The sequence below is a fragment of the Streptomyces sp. V4I8 genome (genome assembly GCF_041261225.1).
Lineage (GTDB): Bacteria > Actinomycetota > Actinomycetes > Streptomycetales > Streptomycetaceae > Streptomyces.
In genome coordinates, this window is sequence record NZ_JBGCCN010000001.1 from 9590680 (window position 1) to 9608201 (window position 17522).

The window sequence follows — 17522 nt, forward strand, 5'->3', positions numbered from 1 at the left end:
GACCGGTCCTGCTGAACTGAGCAGGACCCGTCGTCACGCAAGGAGGAGCACCGATGCGCACTGCGTTCATGTCCACCACGGAAGGAACGACCCCCTCATTCAAGGACATGACGCTTCGTGCACTTGCTCAACCTCGGGATCCTCGCCCATGTCGACGCCGGTAAGACCAGCCTGACCGAACGCCTGCTGCACACCGCGGGCGTGATCGACGAGATCGGCAGCGTCGACGCCGGGAACACACAGACCGATTCCCTCGCGCTGGAGCGGCAGCGCGGCATCACCATCAAGTCCGCCGTCGTCTCCTTCGCCCTCGACGACATGACGGTCAACCTCATCGACACCCCCGGCCACCCGGACTTCATCGCCGAGGTGGAGCGGGTGCTCGGCGTGCTGGACGGCGCCGTACTGGTCGTCTCCGCCGTGGAGGGCGTCCAGCCGCAGACCCGCGTCCTGATGCGCACGCTGCAGCGGCTGCGCATCCCCACCCTCGTCTTCGTCAACAAGATCGACCGACGCGGCGGGCGGTACGTCACCGTCCTGCGGGCCCTCCGCGAACGGCTGACGGCGGCCGTCGTGCCGATGGGGACGGCCGGCGGACTGGGCACGCGTGACGCCCGCTTCGTCCCCGGCCTCGCATCGACGGCCCTCGACGTCCTCGCCGACCACGACGACGAGCTGCTGACGGCCTACGTCGAGGACACGGTCTCCTCCGACCGCCTCCGCGCCGCTCTCGCCGACCAGACCCGGCAGGCCCTCGTCCACCCCGTGTACTTCGGCTCCGCCGTCACGGGCGCCGGCGTCGGCGCGCTCGTCGAGGGGATCAGACGGCTGCTGCCCGCAGCCGACGGCGACCCGGAAGGGCCGGTCTCGGGCACCGTCTTCAAGGTCGAGCGGGGACCGGCGGGGGAGAAGGTCGCGTACGCACGGATGTTCTCCGGCACCGTGCGCACCCGCGACCGGATCCGCTTCGGGGCCGGCGGGGAAGCGCGCGACGCCGAAGACCTCGACGACCGCGCGGAGGGCCGGATCACCGCGATCAGCGTCTTCGAGCAGGGTGCGGACACCAGGGACGACCTGGTGGCGGCGGGCCGGATCGCCAAACTGTGGGGCCTGGCGGACATCAGGATCGGCGACGCCCTCGGCGAACCCCGCAAGGAGTACGGGCACTTCTTCGCCCCGCCCACCCTCGAAACGGTCGTCGTCCCGGCCGGCGGCGCGGACCGGCGGGACCTGCACCGCGCGCTCACCCTGCTCGCCGAACAGGACCCGCTGATCGGCCTGCGCCACGACGAGGTGCGCCAGGAGACCTTCGTCTCCCTCTACGGCGAGGTGCAGAAGGAGGTCATCCAGGCCACCCTCGCCGACGAGTTCGGCCTCGACGTCACCTTCCGCGAGACGACACCGCTGTGTGTCGAGCGGCCGGTCGGCCCGGGCGCGGCGGTCGAGTTCAACAAGAAGGACGGCAACCCCTTCCTCGCGACCGTCGGCCTGCGCGTCGACCCCGCGCCGGTCGGCTCCGGGGTGGCCTTCCGGCTGGAGGTGGAGCTCGGCTCCATGCCGTACGCCTTCTTCAAGGCCGTCGAGGACACCGTCCGCGAGACCCTCGGCCAGGGCCTGCACGGCTGGCAGATCCCCGACTGCGCGGTCACCATGACCCACTCGGGCTACTCGCCCCGGCAGAGCCACGCCCACCAGGGCTTCGACAAGAGCATGTCCAGCACCGGCTACGACTTCCGTGGCCTCACCCCGCTGGTCCTGACCGAGGCGCTGCGCCGGGCGGGCACCCAGGTGCACGAGCCGATGCACCGCTTCCGCGTCGAGGCCCCGACCGACACCCTGGCCGCGCTGCTTCCGGTGCTGGCCCGGCTGCGCGCGGTGCCGCAGACCACGGAGACGCGCGGTCCCTCCTGTGTGCTGGAGGGGTCGGTGCCCGCGGCCCATGTGCACGAACTGGAGCAGCACCTGCCGGGGCTGACGCGCGGCGAGGGCGAGCTGGAGAGCGTCTTCGACCACTACGCGCCCGCCCCGCGCGGCACGGTCCCGGAACGCAGGCGCACCGACCTCAACCCGCTGAACCGGAAGGAGTACCTGTTGAACCTGACGCGCAGAGTGGGCAACTGAGCCGACCGAGACGGAACTTACCGATGAGTCAGGGGTGTTGACGGTGTCCTGATCTCACCGGACTGTAGTGGAATGCCGAACTTCCGGACACGTCTGTTTGTTGTCCTGGTCGTCCTCTTCGGATCCCTGACGGTGGCGGGCCCCTCTCCCGCCACCGCCGCCACCCTTCCCGACTCCCTCTGGTTCGACGAAACGCCCCTCACCGTCCAGAACGGGCGCTTCGTCGACGGAAACGGCCGCGAGGTCGTGCTGCGCGGCTACAACGTCTCCGGCGAGACCAAACTGGACGAGAACGGGGGCCTGCCCTTCGCCTCGGTCGCCGACGCGAAGAAGTCCGCGACCGCGCTGCGCGCCCTCGGCGGCGGCAACTCCATCCGCTTCCTGCTCTCCTGGGCCTACGCGGAACCCGTACGGGGCCAGGTCGACACCACGTATCTGGCCGCCGCCACCGCCCAGATGCGCGCCTTCCTCGACGCGGGCATCCGTGTCTACCCCGACTTCCACCAGGACCTCTACTCCCGGCACCTGTTCGACCCCGACAGCTGGTACACGGGTGACGGCGCCCCCAAGTGGGCCGTGGACCTCGGGAACTACCCGGACGAGAACTGCGGGATCTGCCTCTTCTGGGGCCAGAACATCACCCAGAACGAGGCCGTGAAGCAGGCGTCGTACGACTTCTGGCACAATGAGTACGGCCTCCAGGACGCCTTCCTGACCACCGCCCAGAAGACCATGGCGTACATCAGGCAGAACGTCTCCGCCGCCGAGTTCGCGGGCGTCGTCGGCTTCGACCCCTACAACGAGCCGCACGCCGGCGTCTACGACTCCGGCCAGACCAGCCGCACCTGGGAACGCGACGTCCTGTGGCCCTTCTACCAGAAGTTCCGGGCCCGCATGGACGCGGCCGGCTGGCAGGACAAGCCGCTCTTCGCCGAGCCGAACCTCTTCTGGAACGCCAACATCGACTTCCAGAAGCAGGAGGGCGGCCTGCTGGACGCGGGCACGCTCGGGCCGCGGTACGTCTTCAACACCCACTTCTACGACCAGAAGGCCATCTCGGGTGTCTTCATGTGGGGCAAGGCGGAGGACGGCCAGTACGCCGGCGACTTCGGTACCGTCCGCGACCGCGCCTCGGCCACGAAGACGCCGGCGATCATCAGCGAGTTCGGCCACCCACTGGCGGGCTCGGTCTCCGACAAGGCGCCGACCGTGCTCAAGGCGATGTACCAGGCCCTCGACTCCCGTGTCCCGGGCAAGAGCTGGTGGTCCAACCCGGCCGGCTCCGGACCGGTGCTCTCCGGTTCGCAGTGGCAGTGGGACATCTACAACGGACGTCACCACGAGCTGATGAACGGCAACCCCGACAAGGCCCTCACCACCGGTGACGCCTGGAACGACGAGGACCTGTCCGCCGTACGGCTCGACGACTCGGGAACACCGGTGCTGCGGCAGGACGCCCGGCTGCTGGACCGGATCTACCCGAGCGCCACCTCCGGCACGACGGTCGCCTTCACCTACGAGGACCGCTCACGGGACGGCGACACGACCCTGACCTGGAACCCGGTGCCCAGCTCGCTGCCGAACGTGGCGCAACTGGTGGGCTCGGGGCAGTACGGGCTGCTGGTGTGGCGCTCGAACAGCGGGGCGGCGCCGACCGAGCTGCACCTCCCGGCGTCCTTCCCGACCGGGTCCACCACCGTGGTCTCCGACCTGGGCACGGCGTACGCCCCGCCGTCGTACACCTCGGCCACCCCGGTCGGCGTGGCCGCGGAACCGGGCGGCACGGGAAGCCGCCGCCTGCTGCTGACCGACTCGGACTCCGGCGTCCTGCACTACGCGCTGGTGACGAACGGGGCGAGCAGTCCCTCGGCCGCCGTGCTCAACGCCGCACGGTCCGAGCTCTCCGCGTGGGCCGCGCGGACCGTCGGATAGGACGGACAAGCGCCGGACAGGAAACGTCGTTTGACCCTCCCCTTACGTCAGGCTGCACGCTGTATCCCGACGAAAGGGCAGGTGAATGAGCTACTCCGTGGGGCAGGTCTCGGCCTTCGCCGGGGTGACCGTGCGCACGCTGCACCACTACGACCGGGCGGGACTGCTCTCGCCCAGTGACCGCAGCGGCGCCGGTTACCGGCTGTACGACGAAGCCGACCTGGCCAGGCTCCAGCAGATCCTCTTCTACCGCGAACTCGGCTTCTCCCTCGACGAGATCGCCGAGATCCTCAAGAACCCGCAGGCGAACGCCCTGGAACATCTCCAGGCACGACTACGGCAGTTGAGCGAGGAGATCGGCCGGCTCCAGCGGCTGGCCGAGGTCGCCGAGCAGGCCATCGAGGTCCAGCAGACCGGCGTGGAACTGACGCCCGCCGAACGCTTCGAGGTCTTCGGCGAGATCAGCTTCGACCTCAGCTACGCCACCGAGGCACAGCTCAAGTGGCAGGACTCGGCGGGGAAGCGCGAGTCGATGGCACGCGCCGCCGCCCACACCAAGGAGGACTGGCGGCAGCTCATGGGCGAGGCGGCCGCCTGGCGGGGAGAGCTGCTCGCGGCCTTCGACGAAGGCGAGCGCAGTGACGGCGAGCGGGCCATGGACCTCGCCGAGGAGCACCGGCTGCACATCGCCCGCTGGTTCACCACCTGTCCGCCCGCCATGCACCGGCGCATCGCGGACGACTTCGCCGCCGACCCGCGCGCCTTCGCGCTCGTCGTACCGCCCTCGCAGCAACGACCGGGCCTTGCCACCTATCTGTGCAAGGCCGTCCACGCGAATGCGGCCCGCCGGGCGGACCATGAGGAGGACAGATGAGGATCCTGATCGCCGCCGCCGGATCACGCGGCGACGTCGCGCCGTACACCGGCCTGGGGGCGGGTCTGCGCGAGGCCGGGCACGATGTCACCCTCGCCACGACCGACGCCTTCGCTCCCCTGGTACGGGAGGCCGGCCTGGGGTTCACAAGCCTGCCGAGCCGCCCGCAGGCCCAGGGCGGAGTCGAGAGCAGACGTGAACTGATGCGCACCGCGGCCGCGTTCGTCACCGAGCTCGGTCAGGGATTCGCCGACGCGGTGGACCCGGGAACGGATCTGCTCCTGCTGTCGACCACCACCGCCCCGCTGGGCCAGCACGTCGCCGAGGCCATGGGAACCCCGACGATCGGCGTCTACCTCCAGCCCACCGCACCGACCGGCGACTTCCCGCCCACCGTCATGGGCACCCGCTCCCTCGGCCGCCCCGGCAACCGCATCGCCGGACGCTTCGCGCTGCGCATGGCCGACCGTGTCTACGCCGAAGCGGTCACCGAGCTGCGCCGCCGACTCGACCTGCCACCCATGACCCCCGCCGAGACGCGCCGACGACAGGAACGGGAGAACTGGCCCGTCCTGCACGGCTTCAGCACGGCGCTCGTGGCCCGCCCCTCCGACTGGCGCGCGGGACTCGACGTAGTCGGCACCTGGTGGCCGTATGTCGCCCCCGACCGTCGTCTGCCCGGCGAAGTGGAGGACTTCCTCGCGGCCGGAGCGCGGCCGGTGTTCGTCGGCTTCGGCAGTATGGCGGGCGGCCAGGGGGAGCGGCTGCGCGGGATCGCCGTCCGGGCGCTGCGCCGGGCCGGGCTGCGCGGCATCGTGCAGGCGGGCAGCGCGCGGCTCGCGGTCGACGGCGACGACGTCCTGACGATCGGCGACGTACCGCATGCGCTGCTATTCCCGAGGCTGGCCGCGGTGGTCCATCACGCCGGGGCCGGCACCGCGGCCGCCGCCCTGCGCGCCGGAACGCCCTCGATCCCGGTGCCGGTGACGGCGGATCAGCCGTTCTGGGCGGGACGGCTCGCCGCGACCGGTGCGGCCACCGACCCGATCCCCTTCGCGTCCCTCACCGCCGAGCGGCTCGCCGACGCGCTCGGTCAGACCGTGCGGCGGCAGGCGTACGCCCGTGCCGCCTCGGTCGCCGCGCGCCACATGGCGACCGAGGACGGGGTGGGTGCGGTGCTCAAGGCCCTGGGCTGATCAGCCGGCGGTGGGCCCGGTCCAGCCGGCCTCCACATGGCCCAGCCGGACGCGCTGCGGGTGGTCGCCGACCGGGACGGACACCTGCTTGCGGCCGGTGGCGAAGTCGATGGCCGTGACCTGGTCGGTGCCGCTCTCGGACACCACACAGGACTTGCCGTCACCGCTGACCGTGGCCCAGTAGGGCTTGGAGGCGGTCACGAGCGGGCCCTCCTGGAGGGTGGTGCGGTTGACGACGACCGCGTAGTCGTCCATCGTGCCCGCGACGCACAGCTTGCTGCCGTCGGGGCTCATCGAAATGCCGTGGTGGCGTGAGTCGTTGACGAAGGTGGTGCGGTCGTCGCTGGTCGCCGGGTTCTTCGGCAGGGTCTTCGTACGGGTGATCTTGTCGGTGGCCAGGTCGTACTCGAAGAAGCCGTTGAAGAACGACACCTGGAAGTACAGCTTCGACTCGTCCGGCGAGAACACGGCGGGCCGGACCGCGTCGGAGTAGTCGGTCAGACCGAGCGCGTCGAGCTTCGGGCGCATGTCGATGACCTTGACCTGCTGGTACGTGCTCGCGTCGACGACCGTGATACGCCGGTCGCCCTTCGTCCAGTCCAGCCAGGGGGCGTCGGTCTGCGTGTTCACGTCGCCGATCGCCATGTTGTAGATGTACTTGCCGTCCTGGGTGAAGATGTTCTCGTGCGGCTTGTCGCCGGTGGCGAACCTGCCCAGTTCCCGGCCCGAGTCGATGTCCAGCACATGCACCGTGTTGGAGGTCGAGGCCGACACGGCCACCCGCTTGCCGTCGGGGGAGACCGCCATGTGGTCGGCGCGGTAACCCGACACGGGAAAGCGCCAGTTGACCTCCCCCGTGGCGAGGTCGAGGGACACCACGTCGGCGAAGCTGGGGCGTGAGACGACCACTGACCTGCCGTCCGGCGTCGAGTACATGTCGTCGACGAACTGGTCGTGGCCCTCACCCACGCTGTTGCGGATCGCCATGAAGTAGATCCACTTGATCGGATCGGCGTTGATCTCCGCCATCCGCTCGTCCTTGTCGGGGATGACGTTGATCCGGCCGATCTTCCCGAAGTCCCCGGAGGACTTGATGACATCGGCGGTGCCGTCCCAGTTGTTGCCGACGAACATCACCTCCCGCAGGGCGGGGGCGGAGGAGTCGGCGGCGGTGGCGGTGGTCGCGGGGGCGGCGACGGTCAGGGCGAGGGCGGCGGCTACGGAGCACAGGTGCCTGGGTCTGATGGCAGGCATGACTGCTCTCTTCCTCTGAGATGGGGGGAGAATCTGAACACGAGTGCTTTCAGAATCAACTTACTGAAAAGTAAGGAGGGGGTGCCCTTCTCCACAAGACTGCGTACACGACAAAATTGGCCGTCGGTTCGGCGAAGCGGCGGGGAGGACAGCGTGACGGGCAGGATCAAGGCGCCCACCGGCCGCTACGGCGGCAAGTCGGCCGAGGAGCGACAGGCCGAGCGGCGGCGGCGCTTCCTGGACGCGGCGCTCCAGCTGTTCGGCGACAACCCCGGCTACCGGGCCACGACCGTTGCCGCGCTGAGCGAGGCCGCGGGCTTGTCGACTCGTCAGTTCTACGAGGAGTTCCGCACCCTCGAGGACGTCCTGGCCGCCCTCCACCTCCAGGTCAACGCGTGGGCGGAGGAGGCGACCCTGACCGTGGTGGCCGACGCGGAACACCTCCCGCTCGCCGAACGCGCCACCGCGATCTTCCGCGCCTACGCCGCGAACGTCACCGCCGACCCGCGCCGCATCCGCATCACCTTCGTCGAGATCATCGGCGTCAGCCCCCGGCTGGAGGAGCAACGCCTCGCGCGTCGCGCCCGCTGGGTCGAGCTCGTCTGCGCCGAGGTGGCGTCCGCCGTCGCGCGCGGCGAGGCGGCACCGCGCGACTACCGCCTCGCCGTGACCGCGTTCATCGGCAGCGTCAACGGACTCCTGCACGACTGGAGCGCGGGGTGGGTGGACGCGACCCTCGACGAGGTCGTCGACGAACTGGTCCGCATCCTTCTCGGCATCCTCCAGCCGACGGACTCACGGCTCGCCAAACCCTGATGCGTCGCGGTGATGTGAACCAGCTCGGGCTCGCCGGGTTCAGCCGCCGAGCCGGTTCACCGCGTCGAGGACGGGGGCTACGCCGTCCTCGGCCCGCAGCCCGTCGGCGATGTCGCGGGCGCGCCTGCTGTAGGACGGGTCGGTGGTCCCCCGCCGCACGGCGTCCGCCAGGTCCTCGGCCGTGAGCTTCCGCAGCGGCAGGGCGCGGGGCGCCACACCGAGCGCGACCAGGCGTCCGGCCCAGAAGCCCTCGTCGAACTGGACCGGCACGGGCACCGCCGGCACCCCGGCCCGCAGCCCGGCCGCCGTCGTGCCCGCGCCGCAGTGATGGATCACGGCGGCCATCCGCGGGAACAGCGCGGAGTGCGGCACCTCGCCGATGGTCAGTACGTCGTCCCCGGCGGCCTCAAGACCGCCCCAGCCCCGCTGGATCACCGTGCGCGCTCCGGCCCGGCGCAGGGCGCGCACCACCTCGGCGCTCAGCCGCGCGGGATCGGGCACGGTCGCGCTGCCCAGACCCACGAAGACCGGCGGCGGGCCCGCGTCCAGGAACTCCCGCAGCTCGGCGGGGAGTTGGGCCGCACCGTCGTACGGCCACCAGTAACCCGTCACCTCCAGGCGCGGCGGCCAGTCGCGCGGCCTGGGCACCACCAGGGAGCTGTAACCGTGGAATGCGCGGCCCTCGCGCGTGGTGCGGGGCTTGCCGCGTGACAGCCCCAGGCGGGTCCGTAGGTCCGGTACGGCCGCCGAGAAGACCCGGTCGACGGCAAGGCTCACGCCGTGCCCGGCGACCCGGTTGCCGACGGCTCCCCAGGAGCCGCCCCCGAGCATCGGCGGCCCGAACTCCCGGGTGGGGGCGAGGGGTTGCAGAGGCACATCGATGCTCGGCAGTGACAGACCCTCGGCGATGGCGTGCCCCAGCGGTGCGGTGGAGCCGGCCAGGAGCAGGACGTCACCGTTGCGCGCCGCGGCCAGCATGTCGTCCGTCATCTGCCCGGCCAGGGCCCGTGCCATCCCCACCACGCGGACGAGCTTGCCCAGGCCGGTCGCGCTGCGGTGCAGGCTCCGGCCGCGCGCGGACTCCAGTTCCGCCCGTGGATCCAACGGCATCGGATGGAAGCGCACGCCCGATCCCGCGACCAGCCGCTCGAAGCAGCCGTGCGTGACCAGGGTGACCTCGTGTCCGGCCCGGGACAGGGCGTGCCCGAGTCCGGTGTAGGGGGCGACATCGCCCCGGGAGCCCGCCGTCATGATCGCTACGCGCACGTCCGTCAGTATGGCGGCGCGTGACGGGGCAGGGGAACGGCGCGTGAGCGCGGGTGACTTCAGCTTTGTCCCATCCGTTGACTTCCTTCTCTCGTGGCCCTACTTTCAGCGCCACCATGTTCGATCTTCCGACTGACGTCCGATATATCGAACCTGCTGGGTGATTCCCCGCGCTAAGGAGCCGCATGTACCCCCCACCCCGAACCCAACTCGTCCGTCGCTGCAGATCCGCCGTGGTGCGCCTCCTCGCCCTGGCGCTCACCGCCACGGCAGCGCTCCTGTTCGCCGGGGCCACCCCGGCCCAGGCAGTGACGAACCGTCAAATACCGGTGCCCGCCGCCCCCATGGGCTGGGCGTCCTGGAACGCGTTCGCCGCGAAGGTCGACTACAACGTCATCAAGCGGCAGGTCGACGCGTTCGTGGCGGCGGGCCTGCCCGAGGCCGGCTACGAGTACATCAACATCGACGAGGGCTGGTGGCAGGGCACCCGCGACAGCGCCGGCAACATCACCGTCGACGAGGCCGAGTGGCCGGGCGGCATGAAGGCCATCGCCGACTACATCCACAGCAAGGGACTCAAGGCCGGCATCTACACCGACGCCGGCAAGGACGGCTGCGGCTACTACTTCCCGACCGGCCGCCCCGCCGCGCCCGGCTCGGGCAGCGAGGGGCACTACGAGCAGGACATGCTGGCCTTCTCCCGGTGGGGCTTCGACTTCGTCAAGGTCGACTGGTGCGGAGGTGACGCCGAGGGCCTCGACCCGAAGACGACCTACCAGGCGATCAGCAACGCGGTGACCGCCGCGACCGCCACCACCGGCCGCCCGCTCGCCCTCTCCCTGTGCAACTGGGGCTACTCCAACCCCTGGAACTGGGCCCCGGGCATGGGCCCGATGTGGCGGACGAACACCGACATCTTCTTCCACGGCGGCACCCCGTCGTACAGCAACGTCCTGACCGCCTTCGACCGCAACATCCACCCCACGGCCCAGCACACCGGCTACTACAACGACCCCGACATGATGGTCGTGGGCATGAACGGCCTGACCGCCGCACAGAGCCGCTCCCACATGAACCTGTGGGCGATCTCCGGCGCCCCCCTGCTCGCCGGCCTCGACCTCACCACCCTCACCACCGAGTCGACGAACATCCTGACCAACCCCGAGGTCATCGCCGTCGACCAGGACCCGCGCGGCCTCCAAGGCGTCGAGGTCGCCGAGGACACCACCGGTCTCCAGGTGTACGGCAAGGTCCTCTCCGGCAGCGGCAACCGTGCCGTCGTCCTGCTCAACCGCACGTCGACCACGCAGAACATGACCGTCCGCTGGTCCGACCTCGGCCTGACGAACGCCTCCGCGACCGTCCGTGACCTGTGGGCCCGCCAGAACGTCGCCACGACCGGCACCGGTTACACCACCAGCGTCCCGGCGAACGGCTCGGTGATGCTCACCGTCACCGGCGGCACCGAACAGTCCGCGAGCACCTACAGCGGCACGTCGAGCTTCTCCGGCGTGGTCGCCGGAAGCGCCGGTCTGAAGACCGTCGAGGTCTCCTACACCAACGACACCTCCACCGCCCGCACGGCGACGCTCACCGTCAACGGCCAGACCCCCACCAAGGTCTCCTTCCCGCCGACCGGCGCCGGCGCGGGCAACATCTCCGTCAACGTGTCCCTCATGAAGGGCAGCGCGAACACCATCGCCTTCTCCGGTGCCCCGACCCTCGACGGCATCGTGGTACGACCGCTGCCCGGCAGGAACGGCACGCTGATCACGGGCACCGGGTCCGGCCGCTGCGCGGACATCAACGACAACACCATCGCCAACGGCACCGACGCCCAGCTGTGGGACTGCAGCGGCGGCCAGAACCAGGTCTGGCAGTACAACAGCACCCGCAAGGAACTCGTCGTCTACGGCAACAAGTGCCTCGACGCCTACAACCGCGGCACCACCAACGGCACCCGGGTCGTCATCTGGGACTGCAACGGCCAGAACAACCAGCAGTGGAACCTGGGCAGCGACGGCACCCTCACCAACGTCAACGCCGGGCTCTGCCTCGACGCGTACGGCGCGGCCACGGCCAACGGCACCAAGCTGGTGCTGTGGACCTGCAACGGCCAGAACAACCAGAAGTGGACGGTGAGCTAGCCCTGCCCTGGCCGGTCCGGCCTTAGACAAGGCACACGACGAGGACGCCCAGAACCAGGGCGCACGTCAGCAGCCAGCCGGCCAGCAGTCGGCGCCGCAGGTCGCGGTACCTCGCCTCGTACTCGTCCCGCACTCTTCCGGCACGCACCGCCGTGTGCTGCCAGGAGGCGCGGGCGAGTGCGAGGTACTCCGCCTCGAACCGCCGCTCCACCTCGCCCCGCTGTCCCTCCGTCAGCCAGTGCAGCGGCGCGCTGAACCGCGCGGCCGCCGTACGGCCTTCCTCACGGGTCGCGGCGAGCAGCAGATGGCCCTCGACGTCGTTCAGGAACCTGTCCGTGATGCTCACAGAGACGTCAACTCCTTCTCCGGCGCGGGAGCGTGCCGGAGATCGAACGCCGGGGATTCGGAACGGATCCGCGGCAGCGTCAGGAAGTTGTGGCGCGGGGGAGGGCAGGAAGTCGCCCATTCCAGCGAGCGGCCGTACCCCCAAGGATCGTCGGCCTCGACCTTCTGCCCGTACTTGGCGGTTTTCCAGACGTTGTAGAAGAACGGCAGCAGCGACGCCCCCAGCACGAACGAGAAGACGGTCGAGAGGGAGTTGAGCGTCGCCAGCCCCTCCACCGCCAGATAGTCGGGAATCCGGCGCTGCATTCCGTTCACACCCAGCCAGTGCTGGACCAGGAACGTGCCGTGGAAGCCGATGAACAGCGTCCAGAAGGTCATCTTGCCGAGGCGCTCGTCGAGCATCCGGCCCGTGAACTTCGGCCACCAGAAGTGGAATCCGGAGAACATCGCGAACACCACCGTGCCGAAGATGACGTAATGGAAGTGGGCCACCACGAAATAGGTGTCGGAGGTCGGGAAGTCCAGCGGCGGTGAGGCGAGCATGACGCCGGTCAGGCCGCCGAAGACGAACGTGACCAGGAACCCGAGGGCCCAGAGCATGGGCGTCTCGAAACTCAGGGAGCCGTTCCACATCGTTCCGATCCAGTTGAAGAACTTCACGCCCGTCGGTACGGCGATGAGGAACGTCATGAAGGAGAAGAACGGCAGCAGCACACCGCCGGTGACGTACATGTGGTGCGCCCACACCGTCACCGACAGACCCGCGATCGCGATGGTCGCCGCGATCAGACCCATGTAGCCGAACATCGGCTTACGGGAGAAGACCGGGATGACCTCGGAAATGATGCCGAAGAACGGCAACGCGATGATGTAGACCTCCGGGTGGCCGAAGAACCAGAAGAGGTGCTGCCACAGCAGCGCTCCGCCGTTGGCCGCGTCGAAGACCTGCGCGCCGAACTTGCGGTCCGCCTCCAGCGCGAACAGCGCCGCCGCCAGCACGGGGAAGGCCAGCAGCACCAGCACACCGGTGAGCAGCACGTTCCAGGTGAAGATCGGCATGCGGAACATGGTCATGCCCGGGGCGCGCATGCAGATGATCGTGGTGATGAAGTTGACCGAGCCGAGGATGGTGCCGAAGCCGGAGAGCGCCAGGCCCATGATCCACATCTCGGCGCCGACGCCCGGGCTGCGGACGGCATCGGACAACGGGGCGTAGGCGAACCAGCCGAAATCGGCGGCACCCTCCGGGGTGAGGAAGCCACCGACCGCGATGAGCGAGCCGAACAGGTACAGCCAGTAGGCGAACATGTTAAGCCGCGGGAACGCCACGTCCGGCGCGCCGATCTGCAGCGGCATGATCCAGTTCGCGAACCCGGCGAACAGCGGCGTCGCGAACATGAGCAACATGATCGTGCCGTGCATCGTGAACGCCTGGTTGAACTGCTCGTTCGACATGATCTGCAGACCCGGCCTGGCGAGCTCGGCGCGCATGAACAGCGCCATCACGCCACCGACGCAGAAGAACGCGAACGACGTGACCAAATAGAGCGTTCCGATCGTCTTGTGATCCGTGGTGGTCAGCCACTGGACGGCTTGGACGCTCTTGATGTCTCTGATCCTCTTCACGCCCCGCCTGTGTCCGCGGCCCACCCGGACGTCACACTCGAGGGACGCGACAAGAATCACGGAAACGGGTGTGACGATCCGCCGGGTGCCGGACACGAACGGAACATGAGCAACGACGAGATCTTCGCCGCTGCCTATCGCGAGCACTACTGGGCGGTCAGCCGCTACGTCGCGCGGCGACTGGACGGGCGTACGAGTGAGGTCGAGGAAGTGGTGGCGGAGGTGTTCACCGTCGCCTGGCGACGCCGGGCGGACCTGCCGGCCGCCCCACTGCCCTGGCTGTACGGCGTGGCACGCAACTGCCTGGCGAACGCGGTACGCGGCTACGGGCGACGCCGGCGGCTGGTCGACCGGCTCGGCAACGACGAGAGCGCGCACGGCCGGCAGATCGTGGACAGCCCGGACACGGAGGCGCCGGGCGCCTGGGTGCACGAGGCGCTGCACCGGCTGTCGGCGGCCGACCAGGAGGTGCTGCGGCTGACGGCGTGGGAGGAACTGGGCGTCGAGGAGGTCGCCGTGGCCCTCGGCTGCGGCAGACGGGCCGCGGCCATGCGGCTGCACCGGGCCCGGCGCCGGCTGAGAGCCGAGATCGACCGTATGTCCCCGACGACCGTGTCCAAGGAACGAAGCCATGGCTGACGAACTCGAACTGCTGCGCCGAGCCAACCCCGTACCGGTCGACGGCCCCCACTTCGGCGACGGACCACTGGACCACCACGCCGAACGGCAGCTCAACCGGCTGTTGCACGAACGCCCCTCCGCTCCCCGACGCCGGGCCCGGCTGGTGTGGGGCCTCACGGCCGCGACCGTCGTCGCCGCGCTCGTGTCGGCTCTGCTGTTCACCGGCCAGACCACCGCCCCCGCGGTCGCCGCACCCCGCCCGCTGCTCGTGCAGGCCGACTCCACCCCCGTATCCCTGAAAACCCTGGCCGAGCGGGCACAGGCGGCCGCGGCCGACGGTGCGCCGAAGCTCCGCAAGGGCACGCACGTGCAGGCGTGGAGCATGGGCATGAGCGATGACAAGCCGCCGATCACGCTGCCCGAGGAGCGCATCGTGCGGTGGAACGCCGACGACAGCCACACGGAGATCGTCGTGGCGACCGACCCGCGCCACCCCGGCCGCCCGGTCCTCAGCGGTGAAGGGGAACTCGTCGAGGACGGCCATGTCCTCAGCAGGCAGAGCTACCCGCCCAGTTGGAGCGACGCCCCGCCGCAGTCGCCGCCTCCCACCGACGTCACACGCCTGCGGGCGTACCTCCAGGAGGCCGAGTACAGCAAGACCCCGCTGCACACCGGCGAGCTCCTCCACGCCGTCGCGTCGCTGCTCGACACCTGGACCCTCGGCGCCCGCGAGTCGGCGACGCTCGCGCGGCTCCTCGCGGACACCGAGGGACTCAAGCCCCTCGGGCAGGTGACGGACCGGCTCGGACGGCGCGGACAGGCGTACGTGTACGACGGGTCCGGCGCCCGCCGCATGCTGATCATGGACCCGGTCACCGGGGCCGTACTCGGGCTGGAGACCACCTTCACGAAGGCGGAACCGGAGTACGGCGTCAAGGCCGGCGACGTGATGTCGTACAGCGCCTGGATGCGCTGACCCGGAGCCTCACACCCCGAGCTGCCGGGCGGCCGCGTCCACCGTCTGCTCCAGCAGCGTGGCGATCGTCATCGGACCGACGCCGCCCGGCACCGGGGTGATGAGCGAGGCCCGCTCGACGGCGGAGTCGAAGTCGACGTCGCCGACGTTCCCCTCGTTGTAGCCGGCGTCGATCACGACGGCGCCGGGCTTGATGTCCTGGCCTCGGATCAGCCGCGCCCGGCCCACGGCGGCCACCACGATGTCCGCCTCACGCACGGCCGCGGACAGATCCGTCGTACGGGAGTGGCAGTACGTCACCGTGGCGTCGCGGGCCAGGAGCAGCATGCCGGCCGGCTTGCCGAGGATCGCGCTGCGGCCGACGACCACGGCGCGCCTGCCGGCCGGGTCGACGCCGTACTCGTCGAGCAGCCGCATGATCCCGCCGGGCGTGCACGAGACGAACCCCGGCAGCCCGAAGCTCATCGTCGCGAACGAGGCGAAGGTGACACCGTCGACGTCCTTCTCCGGCGCGATCGCCTCGAACGCCGCCCGCTCGTCGATGTGCGGGCCCATCGGATGCTGGAGCAGGATGCCGTGCACGCCGGGGTCGGCCGACAGGTCGCGCAGGGTGCCGACGAGCTGTGCCGTGCTGCTGTCAGCCGGCAGCGGCACATGGCGTGAGGTGATGCCGGCCTTGCGGCACCGGTTCTGCTTCATGCGGACATACGTCACCGACGCGGGATCCTCGCCGACCAGCACGGTCGCGAGACAGGGCGCGGTGCCGGTGCGTTCGGTGAGGTCGGCCGCCTTCTTCGCGGTCTCGTCGACGATCCGCCGGGCGAGCGCGGTGCCCTCCATGAGCCGGGCCTGAGTCATGATCCACTCCTGGGCTGGTTGTCCGGTTCGCCCAGGCGCACGGCATCGACTCCGCGTCGATCTGTCCAGGGGCCGCTCCCCGGTGGTACTCCACCTCAGCGCCAGTCACGGCCCACGGCCCACCCTAACGGAGGCGGCGCGGGGCCCGGACAGCGCGTCCGGACGCGGACCGGGCCGTCATGGATCCTGCAGGCGTCGGCGGTCCTGTTCGTCCCAGGTGCGGGTGTCGCGGGGCGCCGTGTAGGGCTCCTCCTCGGGTGGGTGACCGCCGGCGATCGCGCGCTGCCGGACGGCCTCCGCGTCGAACTCCAGGCCCAGCAGGATGGCCAGATTGCCGACCCACAGCCAGATCAGGAAGACGATCACGCCCGCCATGGTGCCGTAGGTCTTGTTGTAGGAGGCGAAGTTGGCGACGTAGAACGCGAAGCCGGCGGAGGCGATCAGCCAGATCACCAGGGCCAGGAAGCTGCCCGGGGTGATCCACCGGAACCCGCGCACCTTGGCGTTGGGGGTCGCCCAGTACAGGATCGCGATCATGGTGGTCACGAGGACGGCCAGGACGGGCCACTTCGCGATGCCCCAGACCGTCAGAGCCGTGTCGCCGACGCCCAGCGTCGAGCCGGCCTGCCGGGCCAGGGCGCCGGTGAAGACGACGATCAGCGCGCTGATCACGGCCAGCACCATGAGGACGACGGTCACCCCGAGCCGGATCGGGAGGATCTTCCACACCGGGCGCCCCTCGGGCATGTCGTAGACCGCGTTCGAGGTGCGGATGAAGGCCGCGACATAGCCGGAGGCCGACCACACGGCGAGGACGAGGCCCACGACGGCCATGACGGAGCCGAGACCGCCGTTGCCCTGCAGCTGTTCGACCGCGCGGGTGAGGATGTCCCGGGCCGAGCCGGGCGCGAGTTCGTTGATGTTCTCCAGGACCTTGTCGGTGGCCGACCTGCCGACCAGCCCGAGCAGGGACACCAGCACCAGCAGGGCCGGGAAGAGCGACAGCACGCTGTAGTAGGTCAGCGCCGCCGCGCGGTCGGCCAGCTCGTCGTCCTTGAACTCCCGGAGCGTCCCCTTCAGCACCGCCCGCCACGAGCGCCTGGGCAGCTCGCTCGGCGTGTCCGGCGCCTGCCGCTCCACCTGCGGATCCGGCCCGAGGCGCTCCTGAGAGGTCTCCGCCCCGGAGGTGTCCGGCTGTTCCCGGCCGGAGTCCGGTTGTGGGGGCGGGCTGCGCCGCTCCCGCTGATCCTTGTGCCTGGATTTGAGAAGTCGGGTCATGGTCCCCCGGGTATCCAGGCTCTCCTCCGCTCAAGCGTGCTCGCGCGCGTACGGTTCGACGGCTCTGCCCACCGGCTGACCGGCGTCGCGGAAAATCCCGCGAGGGTTCCGATGCGGACTGTTACCGTCGATCCCATGAAGGTCATCAGGCACACCCGCACCGCAGCCGCGCGAGCGCCCCGCTCGACGGCTGCCGACGCCTGATCCCACCC

14 protein-coding genes and 1 riboswitch are annotated in these 17522 nt (G+C 70.1%); of the genes, 8 read left to right on the top strand and 6 right to left on the bottom strand.

What is annotated here, in order from left to right; translation table 11 throughout:
• Window positions 1-117 precede the first annotated feature (117 nt).
• From ABIE67_RS43600 to ABIE67_RS43615, 4 genes are all read left to right on the top strand, one after another.
• Window positions 118-2121 (top strand): GTP-binding protein, encoded by a 2004-nt coding sequence (locus ABIE67_RS43600; RefSeq protein ID WP_370267119.1) that lies wholly within the window; start codon window positions 118-120, stop codon window positions 2119-2121.
• 72 nt (window positions 2122-2193) lie between these two features.
• Complete coding sequence (locus ABIE67_RS43605) at window positions 2194-4053, top strand: cellulase family glycosylhydrolase (RefSeq protein WP_370267120.1); 1860 nt, start codon at window positions 2194-2196, stop codon at window positions 4051-4053.
• Between the two features lie 85 nt (window positions 4054-4138).
• Window positions 4139-4927 carry a MerR family transcriptional regulator gene (locus ABIE67_RS43610; RefSeq protein ID WP_370267121.1) on the top strand — a complete coding sequence of 263 codons (789 nt, stop codon included), beginning with the start codon at window positions 4139-4141 and terminating at the stop codon, window positions 4925-4927.
• Entirely contained in the window at window positions 4924-6123 is a 1200-nt protein-coding gene (locus ABIE67_RS43615; protein WP_370267122.1) for a glycosyltransferase, read from the top strand. The genes ABIE67_RS43610 and ABIE67_RS43615 overlap by 4 nt, the downstream gene beginning before the upstream one ends.
• Here the strand turns inward: ABIE67_RS43615 and ABIE67_RS43620 are convergent, their stop codons facing one another.
• On the bottom strand, window positions 6124-7377 hold the full coding sequence (locus ABIE67_RS43620) for a YncE family protein (RefSeq protein ID WP_370267123.1): 1254 nt from the start codon (window positions 7375-7377) through the stop codon (window positions 6124-6126). It lies immediately after the preceding gene.
• A 153-nt stretch (window positions 7378-7530) separates the two neighbouring features.
• Between ABIE67_RS43620 and ABIE67_RS43625 the strand changes: the two genes are divergently transcribed.
• Entirely contained in the window at window positions 7531-8193 is a 663-nt protein-coding gene (locus ABIE67_RS43625; RefSeq protein ID WP_370267124.1) for a TetR/AcrR family transcriptional regulator, read from the top strand.
• A 39-nt stretch (window positions 8194-8232) separates the two neighbouring features.
• Here ABIE67_RS43625 and ABIE67_RS43630 read toward each other — a convergent pair whose 3' ends face one another.
• Window positions 8233-9444 (bottom strand): glycosyltransferase, encoded by a 1212-nt coding sequence (locus ABIE67_RS43630; protein ID WP_370269531.1) that lies wholly within the window; start codon window positions 9442-9444, stop codon window positions 8233-8235.
• Between the two features lie 200 nt (window positions 9445-9644).
• Here ABIE67_RS43630 and ABIE67_RS43635 point away from each other — a divergent pair, with 200 nt between their 5' ends.
• Window positions 9645-11606, top strand: coding sequence for a ricin-type beta-trefoil lectin domain protein (locus ABIE67_RS43635; RefSeq protein ID WP_370267125.1), 1962 nt, complete (start codon window positions 9645-9647; stop codon window positions 11604-11606).
• Between the two features lie 22 nt (window positions 11607-11628).
• On the opposite strand, the gene ABIE67_RS43640 is transcribed toward ABIE67_RS43635, so the two are convergent.
• Together ABIE67_RS43640 and ctaD are read right to left on the bottom strand one after the other, a co-directional pair.
• A complete protein-coding gene (locus ABIE67_RS43640) occupies window positions 11629-11952 on the bottom strand; it encodes a hypothetical protein (protein WP_370267126.1) in 324 nt (107 codons plus the stop codon).
• Complete coding sequence (gene ctaD, locus ABIE67_RS43645; RefSeq protein WP_370267127.1) at window positions 11949-13577, bottom strand: cytochrome c oxidase subunit I; 1629 nt, start codon at window positions 13575-13577, stop codon at window positions 11949-11951. Before ctaD ends, ABIE67_RS43640 begins: the two co-directional genes overlap by 4 nt.
• Before the next feature lie 105 nt (window positions 13578-13682).
• Here ctaD and ABIE67_RS43650 point away from each other — a divergent pair, with 105 nt between their 5' ends.
• Window positions 13683-14216 (top strand): RNA polymerase sigma factor, encoded by a 534-nt coding sequence (locus ABIE67_RS43650; protein WP_370267128.1) that lies wholly within the window; start codon window positions 13683-13685, stop codon window positions 14214-14216.
• Window positions 14209-15174, top strand: a complete 966-nt coding sequence (locus tag ABIE67_RS43655) for a CU044_5270 family protein (protein WP_370267129.1) — start codon at window positions 14209-14211, stop codon at window positions 15172-15174. Before ABIE67_RS43650 ends, ABIE67_RS43655 begins: the two co-directional genes overlap by 8 nt.
• Window positions 15175-15183: 9 nt before the next feature.
• Here the strand turns inward: ABIE67_RS43655 and ABIE67_RS43660 are convergent, their stop codons facing one another.
• Both ABIE67_RS43660 and ABIE67_RS43665 read right to left on the bottom strand, forming a co-directional pair.
• Complete coding sequence (locus tag ABIE67_RS43660; protein WP_370267130.1) at window positions 15184-16032, bottom strand: bifunctional 5,10-methylenetetrahydrofolate dehydrogenase/5,10-methenyltetrahydrofolate cyclohydrolase; 849 nt, start codon at window positions 16030-16032, stop codon at window positions 15184-15186.
• Window positions 16033-16054: 22 nt separating this feature from the next.
• Window positions 16055-16151: riboswitch (ZMP/ZTP riboswitch) on the bottom strand.
• Between the two features lie 58 nt (window positions 16152-16209).
• Window positions 16210-17310, bottom strand: a complete 1101-nt coding sequence (locus ABIE67_RS43665) for a YihY/virulence factor BrkB family protein (RefSeq protein WP_370267131.1) — start codon at window positions 17308-17310, stop codon at window positions 16210-16212.
• Window positions 17311-17522 lie beyond the last annotated feature (212 nt).

What these genes read in the sequence shown, in the direction of transcription:
- ABIE67_RS43605 (WP_370267120.1), top strand. Translation starts at nt 2,194, where the DNA reads ATGCCGAACTTCCGGACACGTCTGTTTGTTGTCCTGGTCGTCCTCTTC.
- ABIE67_RS43610 (WP_370267121.1), top strand. Translation starts at nt 4,139, where the DNA reads ATGAGCTACTCCGTGGGGCAGGTCTCGGCCTTCGCCGGGGTGACCGTG.
- ABIE67_RS43615 (WP_370267122.1), top strand. Translation starts at nt 4,924, where the DNA reads ATGAGGATCCTGATCGCCGCCGCCGGATCACGCGGCGACGTCGCGCCG.
- ABIE67_RS43620 (WP_370267123.1), bottom strand. Translation starts at nt 7,377, where the DNA reads ATGCCTGCCATCAGACCCAGGCACCTGTGCTCCGTAGCCGCCGCCCTC.
- ABIE67_RS43630 (WP_370269531.1), bottom strand. Translation starts at nt 9,444, where the DNA reads ATGACGGCGGGCTCCCGGGGCGATGTCGCCCCCTACACCGGACTCGGG.
- ABIE67_RS43635 (WP_370267125.1), top strand. Translation starts at nt 9,645, where the DNA reads ATGTACCCCCCACCCCGAACCCAACTCGTCCGTCGCTGCAGATCCGCC.
- ABIE67_RS43650 (WP_370267128.1), top strand. Translation starts at nt 13,683, where the DNA reads ATGAGCAACGACGAGATCTTCGCCGCTGCCTATCGCGAGCACTACTGG.
- ABIE67_RS43655 (WP_370267129.1), top strand. Translation starts at nt 14,209, where the DNA reads ATGGCTGACGAACTCGAACTGCTGCGCCGAGCCAACCCCGTACCGGTC.
- ABIE67_RS43660 (WP_370267130.1), bottom strand. Translation starts at nt 16,032, where the DNA reads ATGACTCAGGCCCGGCTCATGGAGGGCACCGCGCTCGCCCGGCGGATC.
- ABIE67_RS43665 (WP_370267131.1), bottom strand. Translation starts at nt 17,310, where the DNA reads ATGACCCGACTTCTCAAATCCAGGCACAAGGATCAGCGGGAGCGGCGC.